The 24,685-nt window shown below is 51.4% G+C and carries 18 protein-coding genes; 8 read left to right on the top strand and 10 right to left on the bottom strand.

The annotated features are described in order from the left end of the window. Positions 1-163: 163 nt before the first annotated feature. Positions 164-1,990 (bottom strand): DNA helicase RecQ, encoded by a 1,827-nt coding sequence (gene recQ, locus CWE11_RS07755; RefSeq protein WP_126777050.1) that lies wholly within the window; start codon positions 1,988-1,990, stop codon positions 164-166. A 96-nt stretch (positions 1,991-2,086) separates the two neighbouring features. Between recQ and CWE11_RS07750 the strand changes: the two genes are divergently transcribed. Then, positions 2,087-2,545, top strand: coding sequence for a thioesterase family protein (locus CWE11_RS07750; protein WP_126777049.1), 459 nt, complete (start codon positions 2,087-2,089; stop codon positions 2,543-2,545). A 16-nt stretch (positions 2,546-2,561) separates the two neighbouring features. Beyond that, positions 2,562-3,494 (top strand): EamA family transporter RarD, encoded by a 933-nt coding sequence (gene rarD / locus CWE11_RS07745; RefSeq protein ID WP_126777133.1) that lies wholly within the window; start codon positions 2,562-2,564, stop codon positions 3,492-3,494. On the opposite strand, the gene uvrD is transcribed toward rarD, so the two are convergent. The 7 genes from uvrD to lptM all read right to left on the bottom strand — a co-directional run bounded on the left by uvrD (position 3,478) and on the right by lptM (position 10,432). Next, positions 3,478-5,649, bottom strand: coding sequence for a DNA helicase II (gene uvrD / locus CWE11_RS07740; protein WP_126777048.1), 2,172 nt, complete (start codon positions 5,647-5,649; stop codon positions 3,478-3,480). The two genes, rarD and uvrD, sit on opposite strands and share 17 nt — an antisense overlap. A gap of 108 nt (positions 5,650-5,757) precedes the next feature. Next, entirely contained in the window at positions 5,758-6,486 is a 729-nt protein-coding gene (locus tag CWE11_RS07735) for an HAD-IA family hydrolase (protein WP_126777047.1), read from the bottom strand. 25 nt (positions 6,487-6,511) lie between these two features. Further along, positions 6,512-7,429: a tyrosine recombinase XerC gene (gene xerC / locus CWE11_RS07730; RefSeq protein WP_126777046.1), complete on the bottom strand. Its 918-nt coding sequence runs from the start codon at positions 7,427-7,429 to the stop codon at positions 6,512-6,514. After that, positions 7,429-8,139, bottom strand: a complete 711-nt coding sequence (locus tag CWE11_RS07725) for a DUF484 family protein (RefSeq protein WP_126777045.1) — start codon at positions 8,137-8,139, stop codon at positions 7,429-7,431. The genes xerC and CWE11_RS07725 overlap by 1 nt, the downstream gene beginning before the upstream one ends. A 10-nt stretch (positions 8,140-8,149) precedes the next feature. Beyond that, on the bottom strand, positions 8,150-8,977 hold the full coding sequence (gene dapF, locus CWE11_RS07720; protein ID WP_133306945.1) for a diaminopimelate epimerase: 828 nt from the start codon (positions 8,975-8,977) through the stop codon (positions 8,150-8,152). An 18-nt stretch (positions 8,978-8,995) separates the two neighbouring features. Then, positions 8,996-10,255 (bottom strand): diaminopimelate decarboxylase, encoded by a 1,260-nt coding sequence (gene lysA, locus CWE11_RS07715; protein WP_126777044.1) that lies wholly within the window; start codon positions 10,253-10,255, stop codon positions 8,996-8,998. A 3-nt stretch (positions 10,256-10,258) separates the two neighbouring features. Further along, positions 10,259-10,432, bottom strand: coding sequence for an LPS translocon maturation chaperone LptM (lptM, locus tag CWE11_RS12165; RefSeq protein WP_420808391.1), 174 nt, complete (start codon positions 10,430-10,432; stop codon positions 10,259-10,261). Between the two features lie 126 nt (positions 10,433-10,558). On the opposite strand from lptM, the gene hemC reads away from it, so the two are divergent. The 5 genes from hemC to CWE11_RS07685 are packed head-to-tail and all read left to right on the top strand — an operon-like array spanning position 10,559 to position 20,010. Continuing rightward, complete coding sequence (gene hemC / locus CWE11_RS07705; RefSeq protein WP_126777043.1) at positions 10,559-11,494, top strand: hydroxymethylbilane synthase; 936 nt, start codon at positions 10,559-10,561, stop codon at positions 11,492-11,494. Between the two features lies 1 nt (position 11,495). After that, entirely contained in the window at positions 11,496-13,475 is a 1,980-nt protein-coding gene (locus CWE11_RS07700; protein ID WP_126777042.1) for a uroporphyrinogen-III C-methyltransferase, read from the top strand. Positions 13,476-13,480: 5 nt separating this feature from the next. Next, the gene (locus CWE11_RS07695; RefSeq protein WP_126777041.1) at positions 13,481-14,641 is read left to right on the top strand and encodes a heme biosynthesis HemY N-terminal domain-containing protein; all 1,161 of its coding nucleotides are present in this window, start codon (positions 13,481-13,483) and stop codon (positions 14,639-14,641) included. A 9-nt stretch (positions 14,642-14,650) separates the two neighbouring features. Further along, positions 14,651-16,411 (top strand): autotransporter assembly complex protein TamA, encoded by a 1,761-nt coding sequence (locus CWE11_RS07690; protein WP_126777040.1) that lies wholly within the window; start codon positions 14,651-14,653, stop codon positions 16,409-16,411. Further along, entirely contained in the window at positions 16,408-20,010 is a 3,603-nt protein-coding gene (locus CWE11_RS07685) for a translocation/assembly module TamB domain-containing protein (RefSeq protein ID WP_126777039.1), read from the top strand. Before CWE11_RS07690 ends, CWE11_RS07685 begins: the two co-directional genes overlap by 4 nt. 61 nt (positions 20,011-20,071) lie before the next feature. On the opposite strand, the gene CWE11_RS07680 is transcribed toward CWE11_RS07685, so the two are convergent. Both CWE11_RS07680 and CWE11_RS07675 read right to left on the bottom strand, forming a co-directional pair. After that, positions 20,072-20,662, bottom strand: coding sequence for a superoxide dismutase family protein (locus CWE11_RS07680; protein ID WP_126777038.1), 591 nt, complete (start codon positions 20,660-20,662; stop codon positions 20,072-20,074). A 17-nt stretch (positions 20,663-20,679) separates the two neighbouring features. Continuing rightward, positions 20,680-22,398 (bottom strand): DEAD/DEAH box helicase, encoded by a 1,719-nt coding sequence (locus CWE11_RS07675; protein ID WP_126777037.1) that lies wholly within the window; start codon positions 22,396-22,398, stop codon positions 20,680-20,682. 423 nt (positions 22,399-22,821) lie between these two features. On the opposite strand from CWE11_RS07675, the gene CWE11_RS07670 reads away from it, so the two are divergent. Beyond that, on the top strand, positions 22,822-24,216 hold the full coding sequence (locus CWE11_RS07670; RefSeq protein ID WP_126777036.1) for a hypothetical protein: 1,395 nt from the start codon (positions 22,822-22,824) through the stop codon (positions 24,214-24,216). The last annotated feature ends 469 nt before the right edge of the window (positions 24,217-24,685 follow it).

The following is a 24,685-nucleotide window of genomic DNA, read 5'->3' as shown; positions in this document are numbered from 1 at the left end:
TAAATTTGTAGCTACATCTGTGTGTAGTGATTATATCTTAACCAGACTTTATGACAAAATATTTACAAGGTCTAGGTGAATAAATATACAATTTGTTAGGAGTTGACTGTAAAGGTCGGATTCAAGGTGGGTTTTTAGCAGGCCAAGGCCGCAAAATAATTTCTTACTGGCCTAAATAATCTTTAATTTCAACGATAAAGCTATCGGCATACCGATCGAGTTTTACTTGCCCGACACCGGAAATTCGCAACATAGCATCGCGCGTGGTGGGGAGCAGTTGTGCCATTTCTCGCAAGGTCACATCGCTGAATACCACGAACGGCGGTTTTTCTTCGCGTTCCGCAATCATTTTTCTCAATTTTTTCAGACGCTTGAAGAGCGCCTTGTCATGTTGGCCGCGGTCGTTCACCGTTTCCGCATCGATTTGAGTCTGCAAACGGGGCACTGCGAGAGTGAGCGCTATCTCACCGCGCAAGACCGGACGCGCCTCCTCCGTCAGAACCAAGGCGCTATGTCGGCGAATATCTTGAATCAGCAGTCCGCGATGAATGAGCTGCCGTAGCACCGACGTCCAATATTCAGAGCTATGATCGCTCCCAATGCCCCAAGTACTCAGTTTCTCATGCCCGTATTGCTTCACTTTTTGACTCGCACCACCCCGCAGCACCTCAACCACGTGCTGGATTCCGAATTGCTGACCGGTCCGATACACACAACTGAGTGCTTTTTGAGCATCGATGGTTCCATCATAGCTGCGCGGTGGATGAAGGCAGAGGTCACAATTTCCACAGGCTTTGTCACGATACTCATTAAAGTAATTCAAGAGCACCAAGCGTCGGCAGGTTTGCGCTTCTGCAAACGAAGTCATGGCAGAGAACTTCTGTTGTTCCACCCGAACTTGAGGCGTTTCCTCTTGCTCGGCAAAAAGACGCCAAATCCAAGCCGCATCATTGGGTTCGTAAAACAGCATGGCTTCCGCAGGTGCGCCATCCCGGCCTGCACGTCCGGTTTCTTGATAATAGGCCTCCACGCTGCGGGGAATATCGTAATGTAATACATACCGAACGTTCGGCTTATTGATGCCCATACCGAAGGCGATCGTCGCAACCACGACATCAATATCGTCGCGAATGAAGCCACGGAGGGTCCGTGCTCGGGCGTCATGCGGAAGTCCTGCGTGATAGGGTGCAGCGCGCACACCTGCTCGCATCAAGCTTTCGGACAACTCCTCCGTACGCTTTCGACTCCCACAGTAGATAATCCCTGGAGCTCCTCGCTGACGCTTCACATACTGAACCACTTGTTCCCGAGGCTTGAATTTTTCTTGCACAAGGTAACGAATGTTCGGACGATCAAAAGAACCTTGCACCAACTCCGGATCGTGGAGCTGTAAGCAGGAAATGATGTCATGGCGTGTCACAGCATCCGCTGTGGCTGTCAAAGCAAGAATGGGGACATGGGGCAACCACTCGCGAATTTGTCCAAGCTGACCATACTCAGGGCGGAAATCGTGCCCCCATTGAGAAACACAGTGCGCCTCATCAACTGCAATAAGTGAGATATCCAGTTCCATGAGCCGGCTGCGAAAGCCCGATTGGAGTAACCGCTCTGGAGCCAGGTACACGAGCTTCAACTCGCCGCGGTGCAGCTGCCGAAAAGTTTCAATCACCTCAGGAGAGCTCATGCCTGAGTGAATCGCACCGGCAGGAACACCAAGCTCGCGCATGGCATCGACTTGGTCATCCATCAAGGAGACCAGTGGTGATACGACGAGCGTAATACCTCTAAGAAGCAGCGCGGGGAGTTGATAACACAGGGACTTTCCTGCTCCGGTAGGCAGCAAGGCGAGGGTATCCTGGCCACGCAAAATGGCGCGAATGATCGCTTCTTGCCCGAAGCGAAAGGACGTATACCCAAAAATATCCCGTAGCTGGGCTTTTGCCGCCGCTAGATCCATATCGACGCTGGCGTCTTTTGCGTTAGTTTTCATGGACCCTTGGGATATCGGCACGACTCACTCATCTAGTTGACTCAACTTCGGTTGCTCTCTATTGTAAGCATCCCAATTCAAGATAACCATGAGCATATGTCTTCTTCTGCCCTACTTGAACAAATTTCCACCTTTATGAACGAGCAAATCCCCTTTCAAAAACACTTGGGGATTGTGGTGACGAAGTTCGATGCCCAGCAATCGGAAGTCCGCTTTCGCTGGCAAGACCAGCTCGTTGGGAATGCTCCGATGCAAATTTTACATGGTGGGGTGACAGCAACGGCGTTGGATACTGCAGGCGGTGTGGTGATTATGGCCAGTGTGATTGAGCGTCTAAAGCAAGATTTACCTGCGGACGAAATCGTCAAGCGCATCGCTCGTTGCGGCACCATCGACCTGCGCGTCGACTACGTTCGACCCGGGCGTGGCAAAGAATTCATTACCACTGCGACCATTATCCGTTCAGGGAACAAGGTTGCTGTAGCACGCATGGAAATGCATAACGAAGATGGAATGCTTATCGCCTTTGGAACGGGCACGTACATCGTAGGATAAATGTGTGAACTCACCAATGAATGATGCTGATCGTCAGGCCCGCCAAGGGGTGCTTTTTGCGATCGCTGCGTACACAATTTGGGGGATAGCCCCCGTCTACTTTAAAGCCGTCGCGCACGTCCCCGCATTCGAGGTCCTTGCCCATCGAATCATTTGGGCATTCTTTCTGGTCTTCATCTTACTCGTTGCAACCGGTAAATTAAGTCGGGTCGTCGCCGCCTTTAAAGCACCCAAATTGCTATTCAGACTGGCGATTGCCGCACTATTGGTGGGATTCAATTGGCTTTTGTTCATCTGGGCCGTGGCGAATGACTTTATTCTGGATGCGAGCCTTGGTTACTACATCAACCCGTTGTTAAATGTGGCCATCGGCATGCTGTTTTTTGGTGAGCGACTGAGAAAACTACAGATCTGGGCGGTTGGACTCGCATTTACTGGCGTCGCAATCCAAATTATCACCTTTGGCTCGGTTCCCTGGATTGCCCTAACCCTTGCCGCATCATTTGCCACCTATGGAGCCATCCGCAAGAAGCTGCCCTTTGATTCCCTGACAGGGTTATGGCTTGAAGTCCTTATTTTGCTGCCGGCCATTTTGATTTATTTCTTCGCGTTTGCGAGTAGTGACTCGAGCAATATGTTGCAGAACACTTGGCAGCTTAACACCTTATTGGTCATGGCCGGAGTCATCACCACGGTTCCCTTATTGTTTTTCACGGGCGCTGCGAAACGCATCCGCTACTCGACACTCGGATTCTTCCAATATATCGGTCCGAGCCTCATGTTTATCCTTGCGGTCTTCGTGTACGGAGAGCCTTTTGCCATTGATAAAGTCGTGACCTTTACGATTATTTGGAGTGCGCTCGCTATCTATTCATTCGATGCGGCCAAGGCACATCGCGATGTGCGTCGCGCAGCCAAAGCGACGCAAAGCATTAACGCAAAGGGGTGAGCTTGGCGTACGCCACAACCAGCCACTTACTGCCGACATCATCAAAATTGACTTGGATCCGGCTTTGCGGGCCCGTGCCCTCATAATTGAGTACAGTTCCCTCGCCAAACGTTTGGTGTAAAACACGCTGGCCTAGCTGGAACCCCGTTTCGTTAAACGCTTCGTGTGAAGCGCTCGTATGGAAGCGGCTCCGGCGAGCAGCGGGCTGCTCAATCCGCGTCTGAACACGCACCTCACTGACTAAATCCGAGGGAATTTCGGCGATAAACCGACTAGGCCGATGGAAATTCTCCTGCCCGTACAATCGGCGGCTTTCTGCATAGGTTAAGATGAGTTTCTCCATGGCGCGGGTCATACCCACGTAGCACAACCGACGCTCTTCTTCGAGTCGCCCCGGCTCACCTGATGACATTTGCGAGGGGAAGGTCCCTTCTTCCATCCCCGTCATAAAAACCAGCGGGAACTCCAAGCCTTTCGCGCTGTGCAAGGTCATCAACTGAACCGCATCCTGATAAGCATCCGCTTGCTCATCACCGGCTTCCAATGCCGCATGCGCAAGAAACTCCGCCAATGGGGTCATCCCCTCTTCGCCAGAAGGTACAAAGCTGTCGGTTGCACTGACCAATTCTTGTAAGTTTTCCACCCGCGTTTCAGCTTTATCGCTCTGTTCTGCTTGATACATGGCCAGCAACCCACTGCCTTTCAATACACGATCCGTTTGTTTGGAAAGCGGCTGATCGACACAGGCTTCCTCAAGGCTTTGGATTAGGTCCAAAAAGCCCACCACGGCCGTCTTTGCTCGCCCAGCCAACAGTGATTGACTGACCATTTTACGAGCCGCTTGCCACATTGGAAGTTGCTCAGAACGCGCGAGCTCTCGAATCAGACCTAACGTCCGTTCACCGATTCCGCGAGTGGGAGTATTCACCACCCGTTCAAAGGCCGCATCATCTTGGCGATTACTGATAAGGCGTAGATAAGCAATGGCATCTTTGACTTCTTGTCGATCGAAGAATCGGAGCCCACCATAAATTCGATAGGGGAGACTCGCGTACAATAATGACTCCTCGAGGACCCGAGATTGCGCATTATTTCGATACAAAATCGCGACATCATTGAGGGCTCCTCCCTCATCTTGCCATTTCTTTATTTGCGCAACGATATAGCGGGCTTCCTCTTGCTCATTGAACGCTGAATACAGCAAGATAGATTCACCTTCATTGCCTTCGGTCCATAAATCTTTGCCCAATCGATCACTATTGTTTGCAATGACCTGATTCGCTGCTTTCAAAATGGTGCTGGTGGAACGGTAGTTCTGCTCAAGTCGGATTGTCTCAGCCTGTGGAAAATCACGTAAGAAATGCTGGAGATTCTCGACTTGAGCGCCGCGCCAGCCGTAAATAGACTGATCATCGTCTCCGACAATTGCGACATGATTATCCTGTCCGGCAAGCAGACGCACCCATGCATATTGGATTTGGTTGGTGTCTTGAAACTCATCCACTAAAATATGCCGGAAGCGGCGTTGGTAATGCTCTCGAACATGGCGGTTATCTCTTAATAGCTCATGAGCGCGCAGCAAAAGCTCAGCGAAATCGACCAAGCCGGCGCGATCGCAAGCTTCCTGATATGCAGTGTAAATCTGTAAGTGAGTTTTTTCGGCAGGATCGTGGGTTTCAATATGCTGAGGTCGCAGTCCATCATCTTTCTTGGCGTTGATATACCACCCCGCCTGCTTTGCGGGCCATTGCTTTTCATCAAGGTTCAACGCTTTGATGGTCCGTTTCAGCAAACGCAATTGGTCATCACTGTCAAGAATCTGGAAGTTTTGCGGTAGTCGAGCATCTTGATAATGAGCACGCAGAAGCCGGTGAGCGAGGCCGTGGAAGGTGCCAATCCACATCCGTTGCACATCGCGCCCTAGCAAACGTTCAACACGGCCACGCATTTCCGCTGCCGCTTTGTTGGTAAAAGTCACCGCCAAAATAGACATTGGCGAGTAATTCATGACCTGAATTAGCCAGGCGATTCGATGCACTAACACGCGCGTCTTCCCGCTTCCCGCACCCGCGAGAACGAGCATATCTTGCTCACCGGCACTGACCGCTGAACGTTGACGCTCATTCAGCCCATCAAGTAAGTAAGAAACATCCATTCGCTCGCTCCATCGCATTGTTGAGAGGTAGGGAAAAGCACTCGCGCTCCGAGTGTATTGCCTCGCATGATACTGTACATAAAACCAGTAGGCAATGATTGCCCCGAGCTACTGACTTCCGGGGACTAACGCATGCAAGGCGGTGAGTTCCGAGACTCGCGCTTCTGGGAGGCGAGTTGGGTGTTGCGACAGGGAAGCAGGCTCGGGTACATACCAGATACTCTGAGCGCCAAAATTAAGGGCGCCTTGCACATCACTGACTGGATGGTCGCCAATATGCAATAGCTGATCCGGAGCAGTTAGCTTCGCACCCTCTGCAGCCGCCACAAAAAGATCGGTAAATGGTTTTCCTCGACGGCCATGACCTGGGTGATAAGCCGCAATAAAATAATCACTGAGCCCCAATCGATGAATATCTGCATTACCATTACTGACCGCTACCAGTGGATAGTGGGCCGCAAGTTGGTCGAGCAATGCGATCACCTTCGGATCGATGGTGACATCATTTCGCGCGACTAAAAATTGTTCCATCCCCTCTTCGGCAAGCGATCGCGCTCGGCGCTCAAGAACGCCCCGCTGCCTTAATCCACGGATCAGAGTAGCGAGGCGAAGTGCGGTCATATCACTGGCGAGTGCCGCATCTTCTTTTGCCACATGATCCCTCAATTGACGCCATGCCGCGGCATCCATATCACTGACCTCGGGCCATGCACGAGCAATATAATCGGCAAGTTGCTGCTCGGCATTTAAAATCACCGGCCCGTTATCATACAAGGTGTCATCAAGGTCAAAACTAATCAGGGAAAACGGGCGTAACCTTCGGTGAAAGTGCCACATATTAAAAATCCTTCACTCCAGTTCGTTAGCTGTTGCCTTTGCGTTTCGCCCGCGGATGCGCTGCATCATATACTTGCGAGAGGCGTTGAAAATCGAGGTGGGTGTAAATTTGAGTCGTACTCAGATTTGCATGCCCAAGTAACTCTTGTACGGCGCGAAGGTCCTGACTGGATTCCAACATGTGGGTCGCAAAGCTATGCCGCAGCTTATGCGGGTGAAGATTATCGAACAACCCCTGCTCGAGGCCCCACTTCTTGAGCCGTAATTGCACTGAACGAGCCGAGAGACGTCCACCGTTCTGATTCAAAAAGAGTGCCTCACTGGTAATTTTTTTCCAATGACTTCGGACCTCAATCCAGCGCTCCAGCCATTTTCTTGCTTCTTTTCCATACGGGACAATACGCGTCTTGTTTCCTTTTCCCACGATTCGCAGTTCACAGTCTGCCTGCACATCGCGCAGCTCGAGTGAAACCAACTCGGAGAGTCGTAAGCCGCTGCTGTACATCAGTTCAAACATCGCGCGGTCACGCAAAGCAAGAGGGTCGTCCGGATGGATGTCGAGTAACTGAAACACACTATCGACATCGAGGTTTTTGGGAAGACGTTTCGCACTTTTGGGAGCTTTGACAACGCGGGCGGGGTTTGTAGTCAGGCGACCGCGCTCTATTTGAATCCCAAAAAAGGTGCGTAACGCTGATAGTCTCTGATGAATTGAGGACGGTCCGGCCCCCTGGCGTCGCCATTGCATCACCAAGTTTTCAATGTGGGTCACGGTGACATCATCCCAACGCCCGACGCCGACATCAACGAGGTCAGATACACACCGTTGCAGTTGACGCTGATAACTCATGACGCTGCGCTGGGCATACCCTCGTACGCGCAACAAATAATCCGTAAAAGCTTGGAGCTCCTCCACAAGATGACTTGCTGCCGCATCTGTCATTAGGGTTCGCTCCGATGCGCTCCCAGCACTTTGGGCAACACCACTGCAAGTACGTCCTGTAATTGCGTAATGAGGAGATAATCCATCATGGGATCAAAGTGTAAGGGGTCTTTGCTTCCGACGGCTAGCATGCCCACTTCACCTTTCTCACCGAGTAAGACCAATGCCACTGACTTAATGTGTTCTTCTTGATGGAACAACAATTTAATTTCTTCTTTCGGGAGCCGCCCTAAAAAAACACGCTCATCCTTAAAACGGCGAGATAGCAGTTGTCTGTGCGTGTCTGCAGTAAACGTAAATTGCTCAGGAAGCGTCAGAGGACTATCAAAAAACTTGAGGGACAGCTCTGGAAGCGAAAACTGTTCCCGAAATGTCGTCTCGAGGTGTCCAATCACGGCATCGAGGGTGTCACATTTAAGAAGTTTACGATAAAGCTCACTGTAGCCTTTGAACACTTGCTCATTTCGCTTCGCATGGGCCATCAGTGCTGTGATCTCATCTTCAAGGGCCGCGACTTTATCACGCAACACCCGTTGTTGACGTTCGACGAGCGACACAGAACCGTCCTGCTGATGACGCAAATTCATACGCATCAATACCTTCGGATACTGCTCGAAGAAGTCCGGATTGGCGCGCAAAAAATCGGCGACCATCTCCGCATCAAGCTGTGTCGTATCGAGCTCTGTTGCGAGTGATTTGTCCTTGCTCATAATAACTGGCTCATAATGAAAATTGTCCATCAAATACATGTTCAGCCGGACCGCGCATCCAGAGGGATTCACCCGGTTGCCAACTGATCTCGAGGGAGCCACCGGGCAGCTCGATGCGCGCAGGTGACTTTAGTTTTTCTTGTAAAATGCCCCATACTGCAGCGGCACATGCACCGGTTCCACATGCCTGCGTCTCACCCACACCGCGCTCAAATACGCGTAACTTGGCCGCGTTGGTGTCAGTAATTTGCAAGAAGCCGATATTTGCTCCTTCAGGGAACCGCTCAAATTTGGTCAACAATGCACCGGTTTCTTGAACGGGTGCACTCGCAACATCATCGACAAGCATTACACAGTGCGGATTTCCCATACTAACCGCACCGACAAAGAACGTTTGTTCCTCTGCTCTAAGAATATAGGTAATTTCTTGCTTATTTGCGCGAAATGGAATCTCACTCGGCTCCAGAATAGGCGCCCCCATATCCACATTGACCTGACCATCAGCTTCCAAGCGAATTTGAATCACCCCTTTCTTGGTGCTCACGGAAATTTCGCTTTTATTAGTTAGACCTTTCATGCGGACAAAACGACCGAAGCAGCGTGCCCCGTTTCCACACTGCTCAACTTCTGAACCATCTGCATTGAATATGCGATAGTGAAAATCGACATCGGGATCATAGGGCGGCTCGACCATTAAAAGTTGGTCAAATCCGATGCCCAGGTGTCGGTCTGCTAGTTTACTGATCTGCTCACGACTCAAAAAAATATTCTGCGTGACGTTGTCGATCACCACAAAGTCATTTCCGAGTCCGTGCATTTTTGAAAATTGAACCAGCATAATGGTCTTCGATTCCTTTTATTTTTCCGTCTGCGCAGGAATCAAGGTTTCCCCTCGCCAGACATCTTCGAGCGTTTCCCGTGCTCGGATTAAGTATGCTTCATTGCCGTCCACCATAACTTCCGGTGGGCGTGGGCGGGTATTGTAATTCGAGCTCATCACAAACCCATAAGCGCCTGCACTTTTTACTGCAAGTAGGTCTCCGGCAGCCACGCGGAGCGTCCGTTGTTGACCCAAGAAGTCCCCCGTTTCACACACCGGACCCACCACATCACCGGTAATTTCGGGAGCCGAGGACTCGCAGACATTCACAATATCATGGAAAGCCTGATACAAGGACGGTCGCAGCAAATCATTCATGCCGGCGTCAACCATCACAAAATGTTTGGTTCGGCTTGCCTTCAGGTATTCGACCTGAGTCACAAGAATTCCTGCATTCGCCACAATGGCGCGACCCGGCTCGAGGTACAATGCGAGATGCGGATGACTCGCCATCCGCGCCAGCAAGGCTTGAATATAATCTCCAACCGCAGGTGGCTGTTCGCTTTGGTAAGTCACACCCAAACCACCCCCCATATCTAAGTGCTTGAGCGTAATGCCAATGGCTTCTAGCGCATCTACCAGAGCAAGCATGCGATCGAGTGCATCGAGGAACGGCTGAGTTTCTGTCAGCTGAGAGCCGATGTGGCAATCCGCTCCAACAATCTCAAGACCCGGAAGCGTCGCTGCGCGTTTGAAGGTGTCCAACGCGTCTTGCATTGGAATCCCGAATTTATTGGCCTCAAGACCCGTTGCGATATATGGATGGGTTTTTGCGTCCACATCGGGATTGACACGAAATGAAACACGAGCCGTGGTATCCATCGCTACCGCTATCGCCGAGATACGATCCAACTCCGCATCACTCTCCACGTTGAACTGACCAATATCGTGTTCAAGTGCATAGCGAATTTCATGCTCCGATTTCCCGACACCGGAAAAAACAATATCTTGGGCGCGACCACCCGCTTTCAATACGCGAGCAATTTCGCCACCGGACACCACATCGAAGCCCGCACCTAATTCTGCCAAAACTTGTAAAACCGCTAAATTCGAATTTGCTTTGACCGCGTAACACGCCTTGTGAGGTGCCGGCAGATGATCCTGAAAGGCCTTCCAGTTACGAGCTATTGCAGCACGCGAATAGACATAACACGGGGTTCCGAACCGCGCCGCCAAATCAGGAACGGAAATGGATTCTGCGTGCATCACGCCGTGACGAAATTCAAATTCTGACATGGACTACCTGTTCTCTTCTGACGCGGAAAGAGCGTCTTGACTCGAGGATTGCTCCGGAGACTCCGGTGTTGTTTGCTCAGGCGCTTCGGGCAAATAAAGAGGGCCCTTCTGGCCACAACCTGCAGCGATAAAAAGCACCGCGAGCGCTAACATTATGGTCTTCGTGCGTTTTCTCATGAGTCACGTTACACTTGAGTTCGAAAGTCCCTTATAATCGCATTCAAGCGCTTGTTTGTCACCCGCAAAGCAGGTGTAGACGACAAAACCGCTCGATTGGAACTGAAGTCACCATCAGGGAGTACCATGACCGCACAAACCCTCACGATTGCAACGCGAAAAAGTGCTCTGGCACTTTGGCAGGCTGAACATATCAAAGCCCGACTGGAGTCACTTCACCCCGGGCTGTCCGTTACATTACTCCCAATGTCGACGCGAGGTGATGTGATTCTGGATACTCCGTTGGCAAAAATTGGCGGAAAAGGACTTTTTGTCAAAGAGTTAGAAGTTGCAATGCTTGAAGGGCGGGCGGATATAGCCGTTCATTCCATGAAAGATGTTCCCGTCGAATTTCCTGAAGGTCTTGAACTTGCCACAATTTGCACACGGGAAGATCCCCGCGATGCATTCGTTTCAAACGCTTATAAAAGCTTGGCGGATATGCCCGCCGGAAGCGTGGTAGGTACCTGTAGCTTGCGCCGGCGCTGTCAAATTGCAGAGCAGTTCCCCCACCTTGTTATTCGGGATTTACGGGGCAATGTGCAAACACGCTTACGGAAACTTGATGACGGCGAATTCGATGCAATTATCCTGGCCGCCTCGGGTCTAAAACGACTCGAACTCGACAAGCGAATTACCGCGTGTCTGCCCGTCGAACTCTCCCTTCCTGCCAATGGTCAAGGCGCACTCGGGATTGAGTGCCGTTCAGATGATAGCCGCGTTAAAGCACTCTTAAAGCCGCTCGAGGATGAGGCAACTCGTGTCTGTGTTCTAGCAGAACGTGCGATGAATCGTCGATTGCAAGGGGGCTGCCAAGTCCCGATCGGGGCGTTTGCAGAACTTCACGATGGTAAGATTCACCTGCGCGGACTTGTTGGTGATCCGGATGGAGCGCGCGTAGTTCGCGACGAAATTGACGGGCCTGCGGCCAATTTTGAAGACCTTGGTATTCAGCTCGCTGAGAAGTTACTTGCACAGGGTGCGGGCGACATTCTCGCAGCCGTCTATCGCGAGGGAGAATAACATGACGCGCCCCGCCACACTGCTTATTCGACCTGATCAACACGCCGATCCGATCGAGCTAGCGCTGCGCGATTACGGGGCGCCGGTCTATAAATTTGCGGTCATCGAAATCGAAGCCTTGACGATCGATCCCGACCGCCTTGCGACATGGTGTGAAACCACGTGGGACGGTGTGATTGCCGTGAGTCCGAACGCCGTACGCGCTTTTGCAAAATCCCTTGAGGCGGCTGACGCTGACCTCACATGGCCGAAGGCAAAAACCTATTATGCCGTCGGCTCGGGAACCGCTGAAGTGCTCGCCGCAGCCGCCAAACAACCGGTGCATTATCCAGCCACTGATTTCACCAGCGAAGGCCTCTTAAATTTGTCTGAGTTTACAGACTGTACTGCGCAAAAATGGCTGCTGCTGACCGGTACAGAGGGGCGCACATTGCTGCGCGACACGCTGCAAAAACATGGTGCTGAGTTAACAATTGCCGAGGTTTATCAACGTGTTCCTCGTGTAAATTCTTTGCCCGATGAGGAACCTGCGTGGCAGGAAAACGTCCAAGTCATTGTGGTATCCAGCGTAGAGCAAGCAACCCTATTCTGGGAGCATTTGAGTCCCGCAGGCCGTACATGGGCCCGCCGCTGTCACTGGGTCACGCCTCAAGGGCGCGTCACACGCTATATTAAAGAACAAGGCGTTTCCGCGGAGCACATTCATGCTGCAGAGAACGCGACCCCCACGTCACTCATTCAAGCATGGAAAACCATCAGGAAAACTGCCATGACGGAAAAATCGAAGGACCATTCAAAAGAGGTCGCTGAGCGCTCAAAATCAGAAACTCCCGAACGTACAGAAGGTGCTACGGGGTCGGCTCGTCGAGACACAGCAAAAGTCCCTCCTGCTAAGCTGGGGTGGTTTGCTCGCTTTTTCCTCTTTCTCATCGTGTTAAGTGTCGCTGTTTTGGGAGCCGGAGGGTATTACGTCTGGCAGCAGCAACAAGCGGTAAGCGCAGAGACCCAAGCGCGTCTTGACGCCATGAATGAACGTCTGGCTGATGCAGAGCGAACAACAGCTCCAACGCACGATTGGTCCGAGGATATCGAGGCGCTTCAAACGCAAATGACTCGACAGTTTGAAGCCGAGCGTCGCGCCCGTGAGCGTGGGTTAGAACGCCTTGACACCTTGCGCTTAGATTCCGAGGAAAACCTGCAACAAGCCCTCGATGAATATAGTCGCACGACGCAACGCCTAGCCGAAGAGGTTCGGGCAAACGGCGCGCGCCAAGGTGAATATCGGCATTTATTTGAAGCGTATGATTTAGTGACGTTGGCACAGCAACGACTCGTATTGGAATTTGATAAAGAAGGCGCTATCCGAATTCTGGGGCTCGCGAAGCAACGGTTAGAAGAGAACGCACCAGGTCGCTTCCAAACGATTATCCGCCAACTTAACAACGATATTGATATGCTCAACGAACTGCCAACCATCAATGTTCAGGCAGTCGCACTGCAGCTTCAGCAGTTACAACCGCGCACACGGACTTTGCCTTTTAAAGCAGGGTTCGGCGAATCAGAAAGCACGACTTCAAGTCAGGCCTTAAGCAGTGACCTGAGTGAGTGGCGACAGAACTTAGCCAAAGCATGGGATAACTTTAGCGGCGACCTGATTAAGGTGCGTCGACATGATGAGCTTCCGCTGCGTCTTGATCACGACCAGCGTACGCTAGTGCTAGGTCAAATTGAGATGGCATTGCAGATCGCTCAACAGGCCGCCATGCGACACCATCAAGACTTGTATCGCAGCACATTAAACGAAGTTTTGGAGGTTGTTGATACCTACTTAAACACAGAGCATTCGGACGTTCGGCAATTCCGAGCGGAAGTCGATGCACTGCGCGGACTCCCTATCGAGCCGGACTACCCAACCCGTCTTTTATCCCACGCGATGCTGCGTGACCGGGTTGAAGAAGTCCGCAATCATCAAGGGGAGTAACGCGCGTGCTGAGAGCTCTCTTTATTATTCTAATTCTTGCGCTTGGACTCATTGTCGGCCCGATGTGGTCTGGGCATGTGGGTATGCTAACGATTGTGACTGCACGCTACACCATCGAAATGAGCTTGGTTGTTGCGGTGCTCTTATTCGTGGCCTTCCTGCTGACCCTTTGGCTGATCGAAACCTTGGTACGTCGGATCATTTCAGGACGGCGAATCACCATGGGCTGGTTCCGTGGACGTAAGCGTCGCAAAGCAGAGCAGCGTATCGAACACGCCATGAATGAATGGCTCAGCAAAAATTATCGTGCGGCAGCCCAACTCGCAGAAAAAGCAGCTCCGCAGTTACGCAGACCGCAACAGGGTTACCTGCTGGCTGCAACTGCTTGGCAAGCACTCGGAAATCTCAAAGAGCAACAGCGTGTACTCGCTCTTGCGTTTGATACCGCGAGTGATGATCTGAACGTGCGTCTGCAGCAACTTGAACAAATGACTGACAGCAGTCTCGCTCTGCGCACTGCCCAGGCACTTCGTCGAGAACACCCTAAGCATGCGGGAGTGCTCCGTGCATGCGCTGAAACACTCTACAAGCATCAACACTACGAGACCTTGCGGGAGCTGCTTCCGGAGATCCAAGACCGGGATGTCATGCCGGGAGCTCGACTGGCAGAATACACCCGTGCTAGCTATCGTGCTTATTTCCAGAGTGCGGGAACCTCTGCAGAGCGGCTTCTTGAGTTTTGGAAACAAACGCCGAGCCGACTTCGCCGCAATCCATCCATCCGAATGGCTTACTTGGACGTATTATCACAGCGAGGTCTTGGTTCAATCGCTAGCAAGGTTGCGACGCGAGGCTTGCAACTCAACGTGCTGACAGCGAGTGACCTGTTGAGCTTTGATATTCGAGAATGGCGACAAACAGAACGGCTCCGCGAAGAAGTGGAAAAGCAAATTAAGTCACACCCTGAGCACCCGAACTGGTTCTTACTGCTCGCCTTTCTCGCATTGCAGGAATCTGATTATGGTCTTGCAGAGCGCGCCTTGCAGAAGGCCATCGCCATGAAGCCTTCAGCACTCGCTTATCGTCTGTTGGGAGACGCTTATTCTGGAAGCGCGCAAAAAGAAGCTGCATTGAGTGCCTATCGACAAGCAGCCAATCTTCGTTAAAGGGTTCTCATGATGTATGGAGTAAACCGACTTACCTGTTATTTTTTCTGTATTCTTGCTCTGGTATTTGTCTCCTCGGGGCAAGCTCAAGAATCGCAAGGACGGGTGTTCGTCACCATTGAGGGTGTCGACGGTCGGGTTGCGAATAACGTTCGCGGTCTGCTCAGTATTTATGCCCTCCATGAACAAAATGCCCCTGGAGCAAGTCGCGTTCGCTATCTTCATGGGCTAGCCTTTCGCGACGTCCGCCGTGCGGTTGCCCCTTTCGGCTATTATCAGTTTGAACTCGAGAGCGACCTCGAACGCAGAGGCGACGATTGGCATGCGCATTATCGAATCTCCCTAGGTCCGGCAATTCCAATTGGCACCGTCGATGTTCGAATTGAAGGGGATGCTCAAAACGATGATGCGTTTCGAAACATCCGCAATCAATTAAACCTTCGTTCGGGCACCCCATTGCGTCACAGCAATTACGAAGGTGCGAAAACACGCATTCGTGATTTAGCGGCCGACCGCGGTTATTACCAAGCGCGATTCACCCAGCAGGAGCTGCGAATCGACCTTGACAGTTACCTTGCTCACATCACCTTGGTCTTCGACTCGGGCCCACGCTACCGCTTTGGCGCCGTTCAATTCAGCGAGGGGCATTTAGACGAAGACGTATTGCGCCGCTTCATTGATTTTCAGGAAGGGAGTTTTATCACCAGCCGGGAAATTCTCGACTTACAACAAGGGATGGCCGGTACCGATTACTTTGGCCGGGTTGAAGTTCAGCCTTTGTGGGCCGAAGCTGATGAAGATTATCAGGTTCCAGTTCGCGTTGACTTTGAACCGAATAAGCGCAAATACGACCGGATCGGCCTTGGATATGGAACCGATACCGGACCACGAATTAGCTTCGATGCAAATCGCCGGTGGGTGAACACCCGAGGCCATCGCGTTCAGGGAAACGTCCAGCTCTCTGAAATCCTGACTGGGGTCGGGGCAAGTTACATCATTCCAGGTTCGCGCCCGCAGACGGATCAATATGCAATTCGCAGCGCATACCGTGATGAAAATACAAGTAACACGCAATCAGAGCTCTTCACATTAGGGGTCAGCTGGCAAACCGAGCTCACGCGAACACAACGTATTATTGCCCTCGATTGGCAAACTGAACGGGATTTATTTGACGGTCAACGCAGACGGTCTGACTTCCTTCTCCCCAGCGCACAGTGGACCCGAATCCATGCCGATAATCGACTCAATGTCGATCGTGGTTTTCGTCTGACTTTCGGTGTGCGTGGCGCGAGCCGTGATTTGTTCTCCGACACAGACTTCATGCAGGCCAACCTCTCTGGAAAATTTGTCTCTCGTGTTTCCGACCGAGTCCGCGTTTTAGCGCGCTCTGAGCTTGGCTTTTCAGAAAGCGCCGAGTTCGACCGCGTGCCGACATCACTGCGTTTTTATGCCGGTGGCGATAACAGCGTCCGAGGCTATGGATATCGCTCAATTAGTCCACGAAGTGAATCTGGTGAAGTGGTCGGTGCTCGCCACTTGATTATCGGGAGTCTTGAAGCGGATTATGAATTCCGTACCAACTGGCGCTTCGCCATCTTTACGGATGCGGGCAATGCGTTTAACGATATTTCCGATCCAATGAAGTTTGGCGCGGGCGCTGGTATTCGTTGGCAGAGCCCTGTTGGCCCCATCCGAATTGATTTAGCGCACGGCTTTTCCTTCCCCGGCGACCGGATTCGGCTTCATTTAACCATAGGGCCGGATTTATGATGACATTTAAGAAATGGCTCCTTCGTTCCCTTTATACACTGCTCGGAATCGTGTTGATTCTGGTGACGACCCTGACGATTCTGCTCACCACCGAAACCGGTAATCGGTTGATTGTCAGTCAGGTACATCATTTTGTCCCCGGCGAGTTCGACTACGAGGAATACTCCGGCCTTCTGTTACGTGACTTCACAATCCGAGGTGTTCGGTTTCGTGATGAGGACTTGGCGATTGAGGCCACAGTAGCCTACCTGAATATTCGTTGGCGTCCTTGGGAGCTTATGCAACGGAAGGTTCATATTCGTGCCTTTGAAAGTCGCGGCATTCGAGTTTATTTACCCGAAGCAGAGCGAGAGCCGCCCGAGGCGAATGAGACTATCTTTCCTATCGAACTACCGGACATCATATTTCCAGTCAATCTGCGGATCGACCAGTTTGAAGTGACTGATGTTCAGTTCGCCCAAGGCGACACTCTGCAAGAAATTAACCGTGTAAGTCTGCGGGGTCGTGTCCGAGACAATACGGTTCAGTTGCACAGTCTGGTTGCGACAACTCCCGAATTTCATGCGCAGCTGCACGGTCAAATCACCCCTCAAGGGGATTACCCGGTTAACTTGAACAATTTAATTCGGGTTCATCTTCCCGAGCATGGCCCGGTAACAGTTACAGGCACTCTGAATGGCTCGACCAACAATCTCCTTTTGCGCCAGCAAATCAGTGGCCCAATCAGCGCAGACATTCATGTAAATGTAGCTGATGGACTCACCGAAGCCTTGCGCTGGGAAGGTGAGATCCGAGCCGCGCAAAGTCCAAATCAACCGTTGGTAGATGATATCGAGCAAGTGCTCTTAGAGCTTCGAGGATCTGGCTCGCTGAGCGCCTTACAAGGCGACTTGCGAATAGAAGGTGTGCATAGCGAGCACGGCGACTTTGTCGTAAATACACGGGCGGCATACGACCCGCAAGGCGCGTCTCTCGACACACTATTTGTCCGGGCTGATGCACTTGGTCTTCTCATCGATTGGACTGGACATGCTGATATCCGAACCATTGAAACGGACACTGGTCCCGAAATCCAGGCTATTGCGGCCAGTATGGGCGGCGAAACCCGATTTGGTGACTTTGCCCCAGCCGATGTTCTGTTCAGCTACCAAGGAAACCTCACGTCCGCCGAGGCCATTTTTGTTCAACTAAAATCCGATGAAGCAACGTTCTCGGTGGCAGGAAATGCACAATGGGGAGAGGGTATCGAGTGGGATCTCGTCGTGCGTGCCGACCCGTTTGAACTTGATTCTTTTGTGCCCGAAACGTCCGGCGTAATGTCAGTTGAGCTTGTGACGCAAGGTTTCTGGGGCGAAGAGCCTGACATTCGCGTGGATATCGCAACCCTCGCGGGAAACATTCAGCATCCCTTGGGGGATTATGAGATCGAAGCGAGTGGACAACTCCGATGGTCTGGGGATGAACTTGAATCCCAGAACTTGCGCCTGACCGCAAATGACTCCTTAATCTTGGCAGATCTCTGGTTAAGCCTTTCACAAACCCTCGCTCGAGCTCGGGTACATGGAAGTACGCTTGCATATGAAGACTGGTCTGTAGAAGAACTCAATGCCGATTTAGAACTTGATTGGTCCCTTGCTTCCCTTCCGGTTGGGACCATTGATATTAGCCGAGTTCAACAAAATAACTCACCCTTGCTTGATAACTTAACCATTCGATCTGAGCGTGAACAGGACCGATATGACCTGCGCATTCAAGGAGCCGGACAACAAGCTGAAGTGGATATTCACACGTCGGGCACCTGGCGTGATATGGCTTGGGATGGCATGTTGCACCAAGTCCTCTTGGCACACCCCGAGGCAGGGAATTGGCGTACCACCCGTGAAAGTGCGATGCGATTCAATCAAGAGCGCGTTTACGTCTCTCGTTTTTGTATCGAGCGTACGCGACAAAATGCCGGATTTTGCATGGATGTCGATTGGGACCTTGAGTCAACCCTTGGCACCATCAACGCAGATGCTCAAGATATTCGACTCGATCTTATTCAACCGCTCCTCCCAGAGCAGGTTCAGATTTCTGGGCTTCTTAATGGGCAGGTCGCGATTGAGATTCTCGAAAACCGCTTTACTGCCGATGGTTTGATCCGTATCTCAGACAGTGTGGTCGCATTGCCCGATCAAGATATTGAGCTGCGATTGCGCGAGAGTGACTTGCTCCGCTTTAGTGGTGACCAAGACGAGCTAAATCTGCGTTTTGAACTACTCACAGCAGATCTTGAAGGCGGTATACAAGGAACCCTCGTCGTTTTTGATGCACTTCAAAATGCCCGGATAGAGGGCGCTTCTGAGCTTACGCTTGAAAATTTAGCCTTCATCTCAATCCTTGCGCCACAACTACAAGCAATTCAAGGCCGCATTGCCGGAGATCTCAGTTACTCAGGTGATCCAAGGAATCCCGCCATACAGGGACAAATACGCCTTGAAGAGGCCGGTGCAGAAATTCCCGCGGCAGGAATTACCTTGCGAGCACTGAATCTGGAAGCAAATGCGCCCGGAGCGGAGGGCGAACCATTTCGGCTTGAAGCCACGGCAGAGTCAGGCGATGGCTCCATTCGGTTAAGTGGTCAGTATTTTTTGCTTGATCAACGCGCCGAGCTTCGGGTAGAGGGAGCCAACTTTCAGGCAATGCAGACTCGTGATATTGCGTTGGCCATTAGCCCTAATCTAAATCTGGTTTATACAGAAGCGGGTCTGCGAGTGCGAGGAGAGGTGACAGTTCCACGAGCCCGGATCACTCCCCCTGATTTCGAGCAACTTGATACCTCATCGCGTGATACCGTCATTGTGCAAGGGGATGAAACCATCTTTACCTTTGAGGAGCAAGACCTTCCAATTGATGCCGACGTGCAGGTTATCCTGGGCGACAATGTGCGGGTTGAAGCATTTGGTTTTGCCGGTCAATTAACGGGGCGCCTGCGCGTGATTGAACAACCGGGTCAACCAACCACCGGAGTAGGAAACATTAATGTAGCCACCGGTCGTTATGAGATTTTCGGACAGCCTTTAGATATTGAACGTGGAAGCCTGGTTTTCACCGGCGGTGCAATCAACAATCCAGGGTTAGACTTACGTGTTTCCCGAACGATCGATGTCGAAAATGTAACAGTTGGCGCTCGCGTTGCAGGAACACTGCGAGAACCGAATCTATCGTTTTTCTCTACCCCAGCTATGCAAGACAGTATGGTGTTGTCATATCTAGTCTTAGGACGCGCGCCCGGGGAAGGCTCTGGCGAACAGAATGTGTTTGCGCAAGCCACGCTTGCACTCGGCATGCGGGGTGGAAATTTCCTCGGGGAACAAATTGGGCAAGCCATTGGGGTAGATGAAGTCATGCTCGATGCGACCGGAGAGAACCTGGAAAACACTTCCTTGTTTATTGGAAAGCATCTCTCGTCACGTCTGTATGTCCGGTATGGAATCGGTCTGATTGAACCGGTTTCAACGTTCTTTATTCGCTATCGATTAACCGATAGCCTGAACTTTGAGAGTCAAACCAGTGGCGAACGAAGCGGTGCAGACCTCTTCTTCACCATCGAACGATAAATCCGAGATATAAAAAAACCCGATGTATCAACATCGGGTTTTTTACTGTTACTCAGGATGATTAATGGGCGTGGTGATCGTGCTCATCAATGTCCGCGTCAACAATCACGCCACACAGAACACGGGCACCGGCATCACCGGTCGGCTGTGTTTGGTAATCATCTGGCTGAGCGTGAACAATCACTGATTTACCTAAAATCGAGTGTGGCCCACTGAGTTCAAGCTTGGTATCAATCATCTCCAGATGCGCAATACCGGCATCATCTGCACGCAGATTACCGAGATCACCTACGTGACGCTCAGTCGACTGCGGTGAACCATGGTCGGCACCATGTGGGTTGAAGTGCCCACCTGCTGACATCGCTTCTGGATCGCTGCAATCGCCATATTCATGCACGTGAAACCCATGAACGCCGCCTGCATCGAGGCCTTCTACATGAGCAAGAACAAAGACACCATCGGCGGTATCTTCAAACATCACGAAGCCATGCAAGCCCTCATTGCCCTCGGTTGGATTCAAGGTCGCGCTGAAAGAACGTTGGCCAATATGCTCACCGTCACCATGCACATTGTGTGCATCATGATGATCGCTCCCACATGCTGCTAGCAAAACTGCCGCAGATGCGGCAGTTAAAATCGTCTTCAATTTCATGCCTTTCCTCCTAGTGTTTAGGAATTAAGCTTACCAGAAATTGGGCTGATCGCCATTGGCTGTTGACGAATCCGCGCTTTTTGCAGTTTCTTTAAGATGGCCGGTGGCATGCCTTTTGGCAATTGCACCGTCGTATGGGTTGCAAACAACTGGATTTCGCCAATGTAACGCGAGTCCATATCGGCTTCGTTGGCAATTGCGCCAACCACATCACCTGGACGTGCGCCATGCTCAGTCCCTACCGACAATCGATACGTATCAAACTCGATGCCCAGATCACGACGTGGCTTCCGCTCACGGCGTTCGCCCCGGTCACTCCGCTCACCACGGTCTTGACGCTTGCCTTTTGCGCCGCGCTCGAAACGGTCATTGCGATCGTTACGCTCAGTGCGCTCCTTGCGGTCGAACTTAGGCTTCGGCTCATCTTTTACGATCAATGGGCGTGCCACTTGATAATGATGCAACAACGCTGCAGCAAGATCTTCAAGCGACATGTCGGTAGACTCCACCATTTGATTGACCAACGACTTCATCGTCGTCATATCTTGGCTTGCAACCGTTTCAGCCAGTTTGGTTTGTGCTTGCTGAATACGGAGCTTTGACAGTTCCCGGCCTTGCGGAACAACCATCATTTCGATCGAACCGTTCGTTGCGCGCTCGTAGCGCTTCAACAAATGCATTTCACGTGGGCGTGCAAACGAGATCGACTCACCAGAACGACCGGCTCGGCCTGTCCGTCCAATACGGTGAACGTAAGACTCAGCGTCTTGCGGCAAATCATAGTTGATGACGTGCGTGACACCAGGGACATCCAAACCACGAGCAACGACGTCGGTTGCAACGAGAATCCGAATTTTCCCTTCTTTGAGCTGGCTCACTGTCGCTTCGCGTTGATCCTGACTCATGTCACCGTTCAAACCTGCAGCTTTAAAGCCTTGCTCACGCAGCATTGCAGACACAGTGAGGGTGTCATTCCGTGTCCGAACGAACACGAGTGCGAGTTGATACTCAACCGACTCGAGAATACGCTCTAACGCGACGTCTTTTGTCATCCCTTGAACTTTCCAAGCTTTCTGCGCGATGTTCGCTTTCGTTTGCTTGGTTGATTCAATTTTTACGTGAACAGGATCGGCCAAGAACTTGTTGGCAATCTTACGGATCTGCGGCGGCATAGTTGCAGAGAACAAAGCACGTTGTGCTGACGCTGGAACTTGCTCCATGATCCACTCGATGTCTTCTACGAAGCCCATGTTCAACATTTCGTCGGCTTCATCAAGAACTGCCATTTTCAGGCCACTTAAATCCAATGTGTTTTTACGCAGGTGGTCCATCAAACGTCCCGGCGTACCGACAACTACTTGCGCGCCACCACGTAACAATTTGATTTGCGGGCCATACGCAGCACCACCATATACGGTAGCAACGTTGAGGCCTTTCATGTATTTACCCATCGCTTCAATCGACTCAGCAACCTGAATCGCCAGCTCACGGGTTGGCGCCACTACCAATAACTGAGCACCGCGTGAACGGGTGTCAATGTTGGCTAGCGCAGGCAAGCCAAAAGCGGCGGTTTTACCGGTTCCGGTTTGCGCTTCACCCAAAACGTTTTGCTTCTCCAACAACGCTGGAATCGCCTGCTGCTGGATAGGCGTTGGGGTATCGAAACCGAGCTCCTGAATTCCACGTAAAATTGACTCGGGTAACTCAAGGGCAGAAAAAGTATTAAAATCAGACATATTTGTCCCACTATCTAAGCTCCGCACAATGTGGCGGAACACAAAAAATAATCAGACTCGGTAAACAAATCGCGCACGCGATGCATAAGCAACATCATTCACGATATTGCGATGGCAGACCAAGGCTGGGCATTGGCGCTTCCTCGTTGGAAACGCAACCGACAACTGCCCCTTAGACCCTGTTCTCATATGAACGGAAGTAGCTCTAAACTACCTCGTTTTTAGCGTTGTCAGGCATTCAAATATGCCTGCAAGATAGGGGACCACTGTCAATCTTCACCTTCCGGATTTCCAGAAGGTGGCGAAGTATACCACTAAAATTTGAAATGTATTGTTGTTTGTTTGTTATTCAACGCAAGGCTGTTACCTATTAACGCCGGTTTTGGTAAAGTCGTAACTCATATTGTTGCCGAGGAGAGCATTATGCGCCGGATTGCGCCTTTCATTTTGACCTGTTTACTTACCGCCTGCGCGACCACCAGTCCGCAAGAACGCGAACTAACCCAGCTGACTACTCATTATGAAACGCTTGATGCGATCTGGGACAGCTACCGACCCTCTGAGCGAATTCTTGGTATCTACGATTCATCAGGCACAATTACCGTGGCAACAGGACGTCCCGAAGTGCGTGGCTTTACGCGCCTAGATTCGGGATTGTGGCAGTACCAAAACCCGAACGTTGACCTGCAAGCGAGCTTCTATATTAACCGTTCGCTTAATAACGAACGGATGACCCTAGTCCGGCAAACATCCGAACGCGATCGGATTCCTTTTCTCATCCATGAGGATTTCCACGGCCATCAACGCGCGGTATTTCACGATAATAGCGGTTCAACATTGACGAATGCTTATACCGGAGAGATGCCAATTCCTGAGCTCATCGCATCAATCCGGCTCGAGAGGAATCTTCTCATGAGTGCCATCGAAGCACCCACTGAGTTAGATCGAGTGCGAGCGCTCGCCGCATATATTGGCCTTCGTGAATGGCGAGCAGGGCAACTTCCCGAATCGTTTTTAAATGCTGAAAACCGCACGGAGCGAATTGAAGGGTCAGCCCACTGGGTTGAATTGCATGCCAGCGCCCGAATCCAAGGAAGTGACAGCATTCAATCTGAACTTATCACGGCACTCAGCAGAGATATGGAGAGTATCTCCGGTGATCTTTCAGTAAGTCTTCTTGCAACTCGCCTCTATCCCACCGGAGCTGCATTGCTCGAACTCGCAAATACGCTCAACATTGATGCCTGGCAACAACGAATTTCTGAAGGCACAAGCCCTTACGCGTTGATCCGTGCGCAAATCAACTTGAGTCCGGAGCAGCTTGAATCATTTCAAGCGGATATGATCGAATCACCGGTCTTTGCCCGTGAAGTAGAACGTGCCCAAAGTATGCAGTTTGGGCCTGCTGGAGAGAGTGTATATCAGTCTTTCCAACAACGTTACCGTCATGAGGTGCGCTTCTTTATCCCAGCAAGCTTTGATGAGCAAGGTGAGGCCATCGATAAAAGTAATTTCACAACAAGCCAAGCAGCCCCGTTTTCGCAAGGCGTTGCAATGGACCCCGTTGATCGATTTACCTTAGAAGGTCCGGCTGCCAACATCCAAGTCACCCGCGCGCCATTCATTTTTTGGCGTGAAAGCACGAAAGAAAGAGATGGTGAATCAATCCCTGGCACAAGCTTTTCAATTTTCACGGATCAGATCCGCATTGCTGGAGAGGAAGTTGGGGTCGGGGAGCACGTTGTCACTGCAGATGATATCCAAATCCGTCGCGCTAACTTTAGCGGCACCCAACGCATTTACATCGAAATAAAGTAGCCAACGCACCGCGTTGGGGCGTGATGTAGCCAACGCACCGCGTTGGGGGCGCAATTGAATACATCACCAAGACATATGCATTGAATTGACGTAGCCAACGCACCGCGTTGGGAGCGTAATTAAATACACCACCAAGACTTATGCATTGAATTGACGTAGCCAACGCACCGCGTTGGGAGCCAAGTATCACGTAGCCAACGCACCGCGTTGGGAGCGTAATTGAATACACCACCAAGACTTATGCATTGCATTGATGTAACCAACACATGGCCCATAACGGGGTATTAAAAGGTCTGGCCCAACGCGCCGTTACGGAACGTGCGTTGGCTACGGTAGGACACTCAGATGTGAAACAAATAAAAAAGCCCCTCGCTTTCGCGAAGGGCTATTTTATTTGGATGCCTGGCGGTGTCCTACTCTCACATGGGGAGGCCCCACACTACCATCGGCGCTGACATGTTTCACTTCT

The sequence above is a fragment of the Aliidiomarina sanyensis genome (assembly GCF_003987175.1).
Taxonomy (GTDB): domain Bacteria; phylum Pseudomonadota; class Gammaproteobacteria; order Enterobacterales; family Alteromonadaceae; genus Aliidiomarina; species Aliidiomarina sanyensis.
The sequence above is the reverse complement of the archived record's forward strand: the minus strand, read 5'-3'. Positions and strand labels throughout refer to the sequence as shown.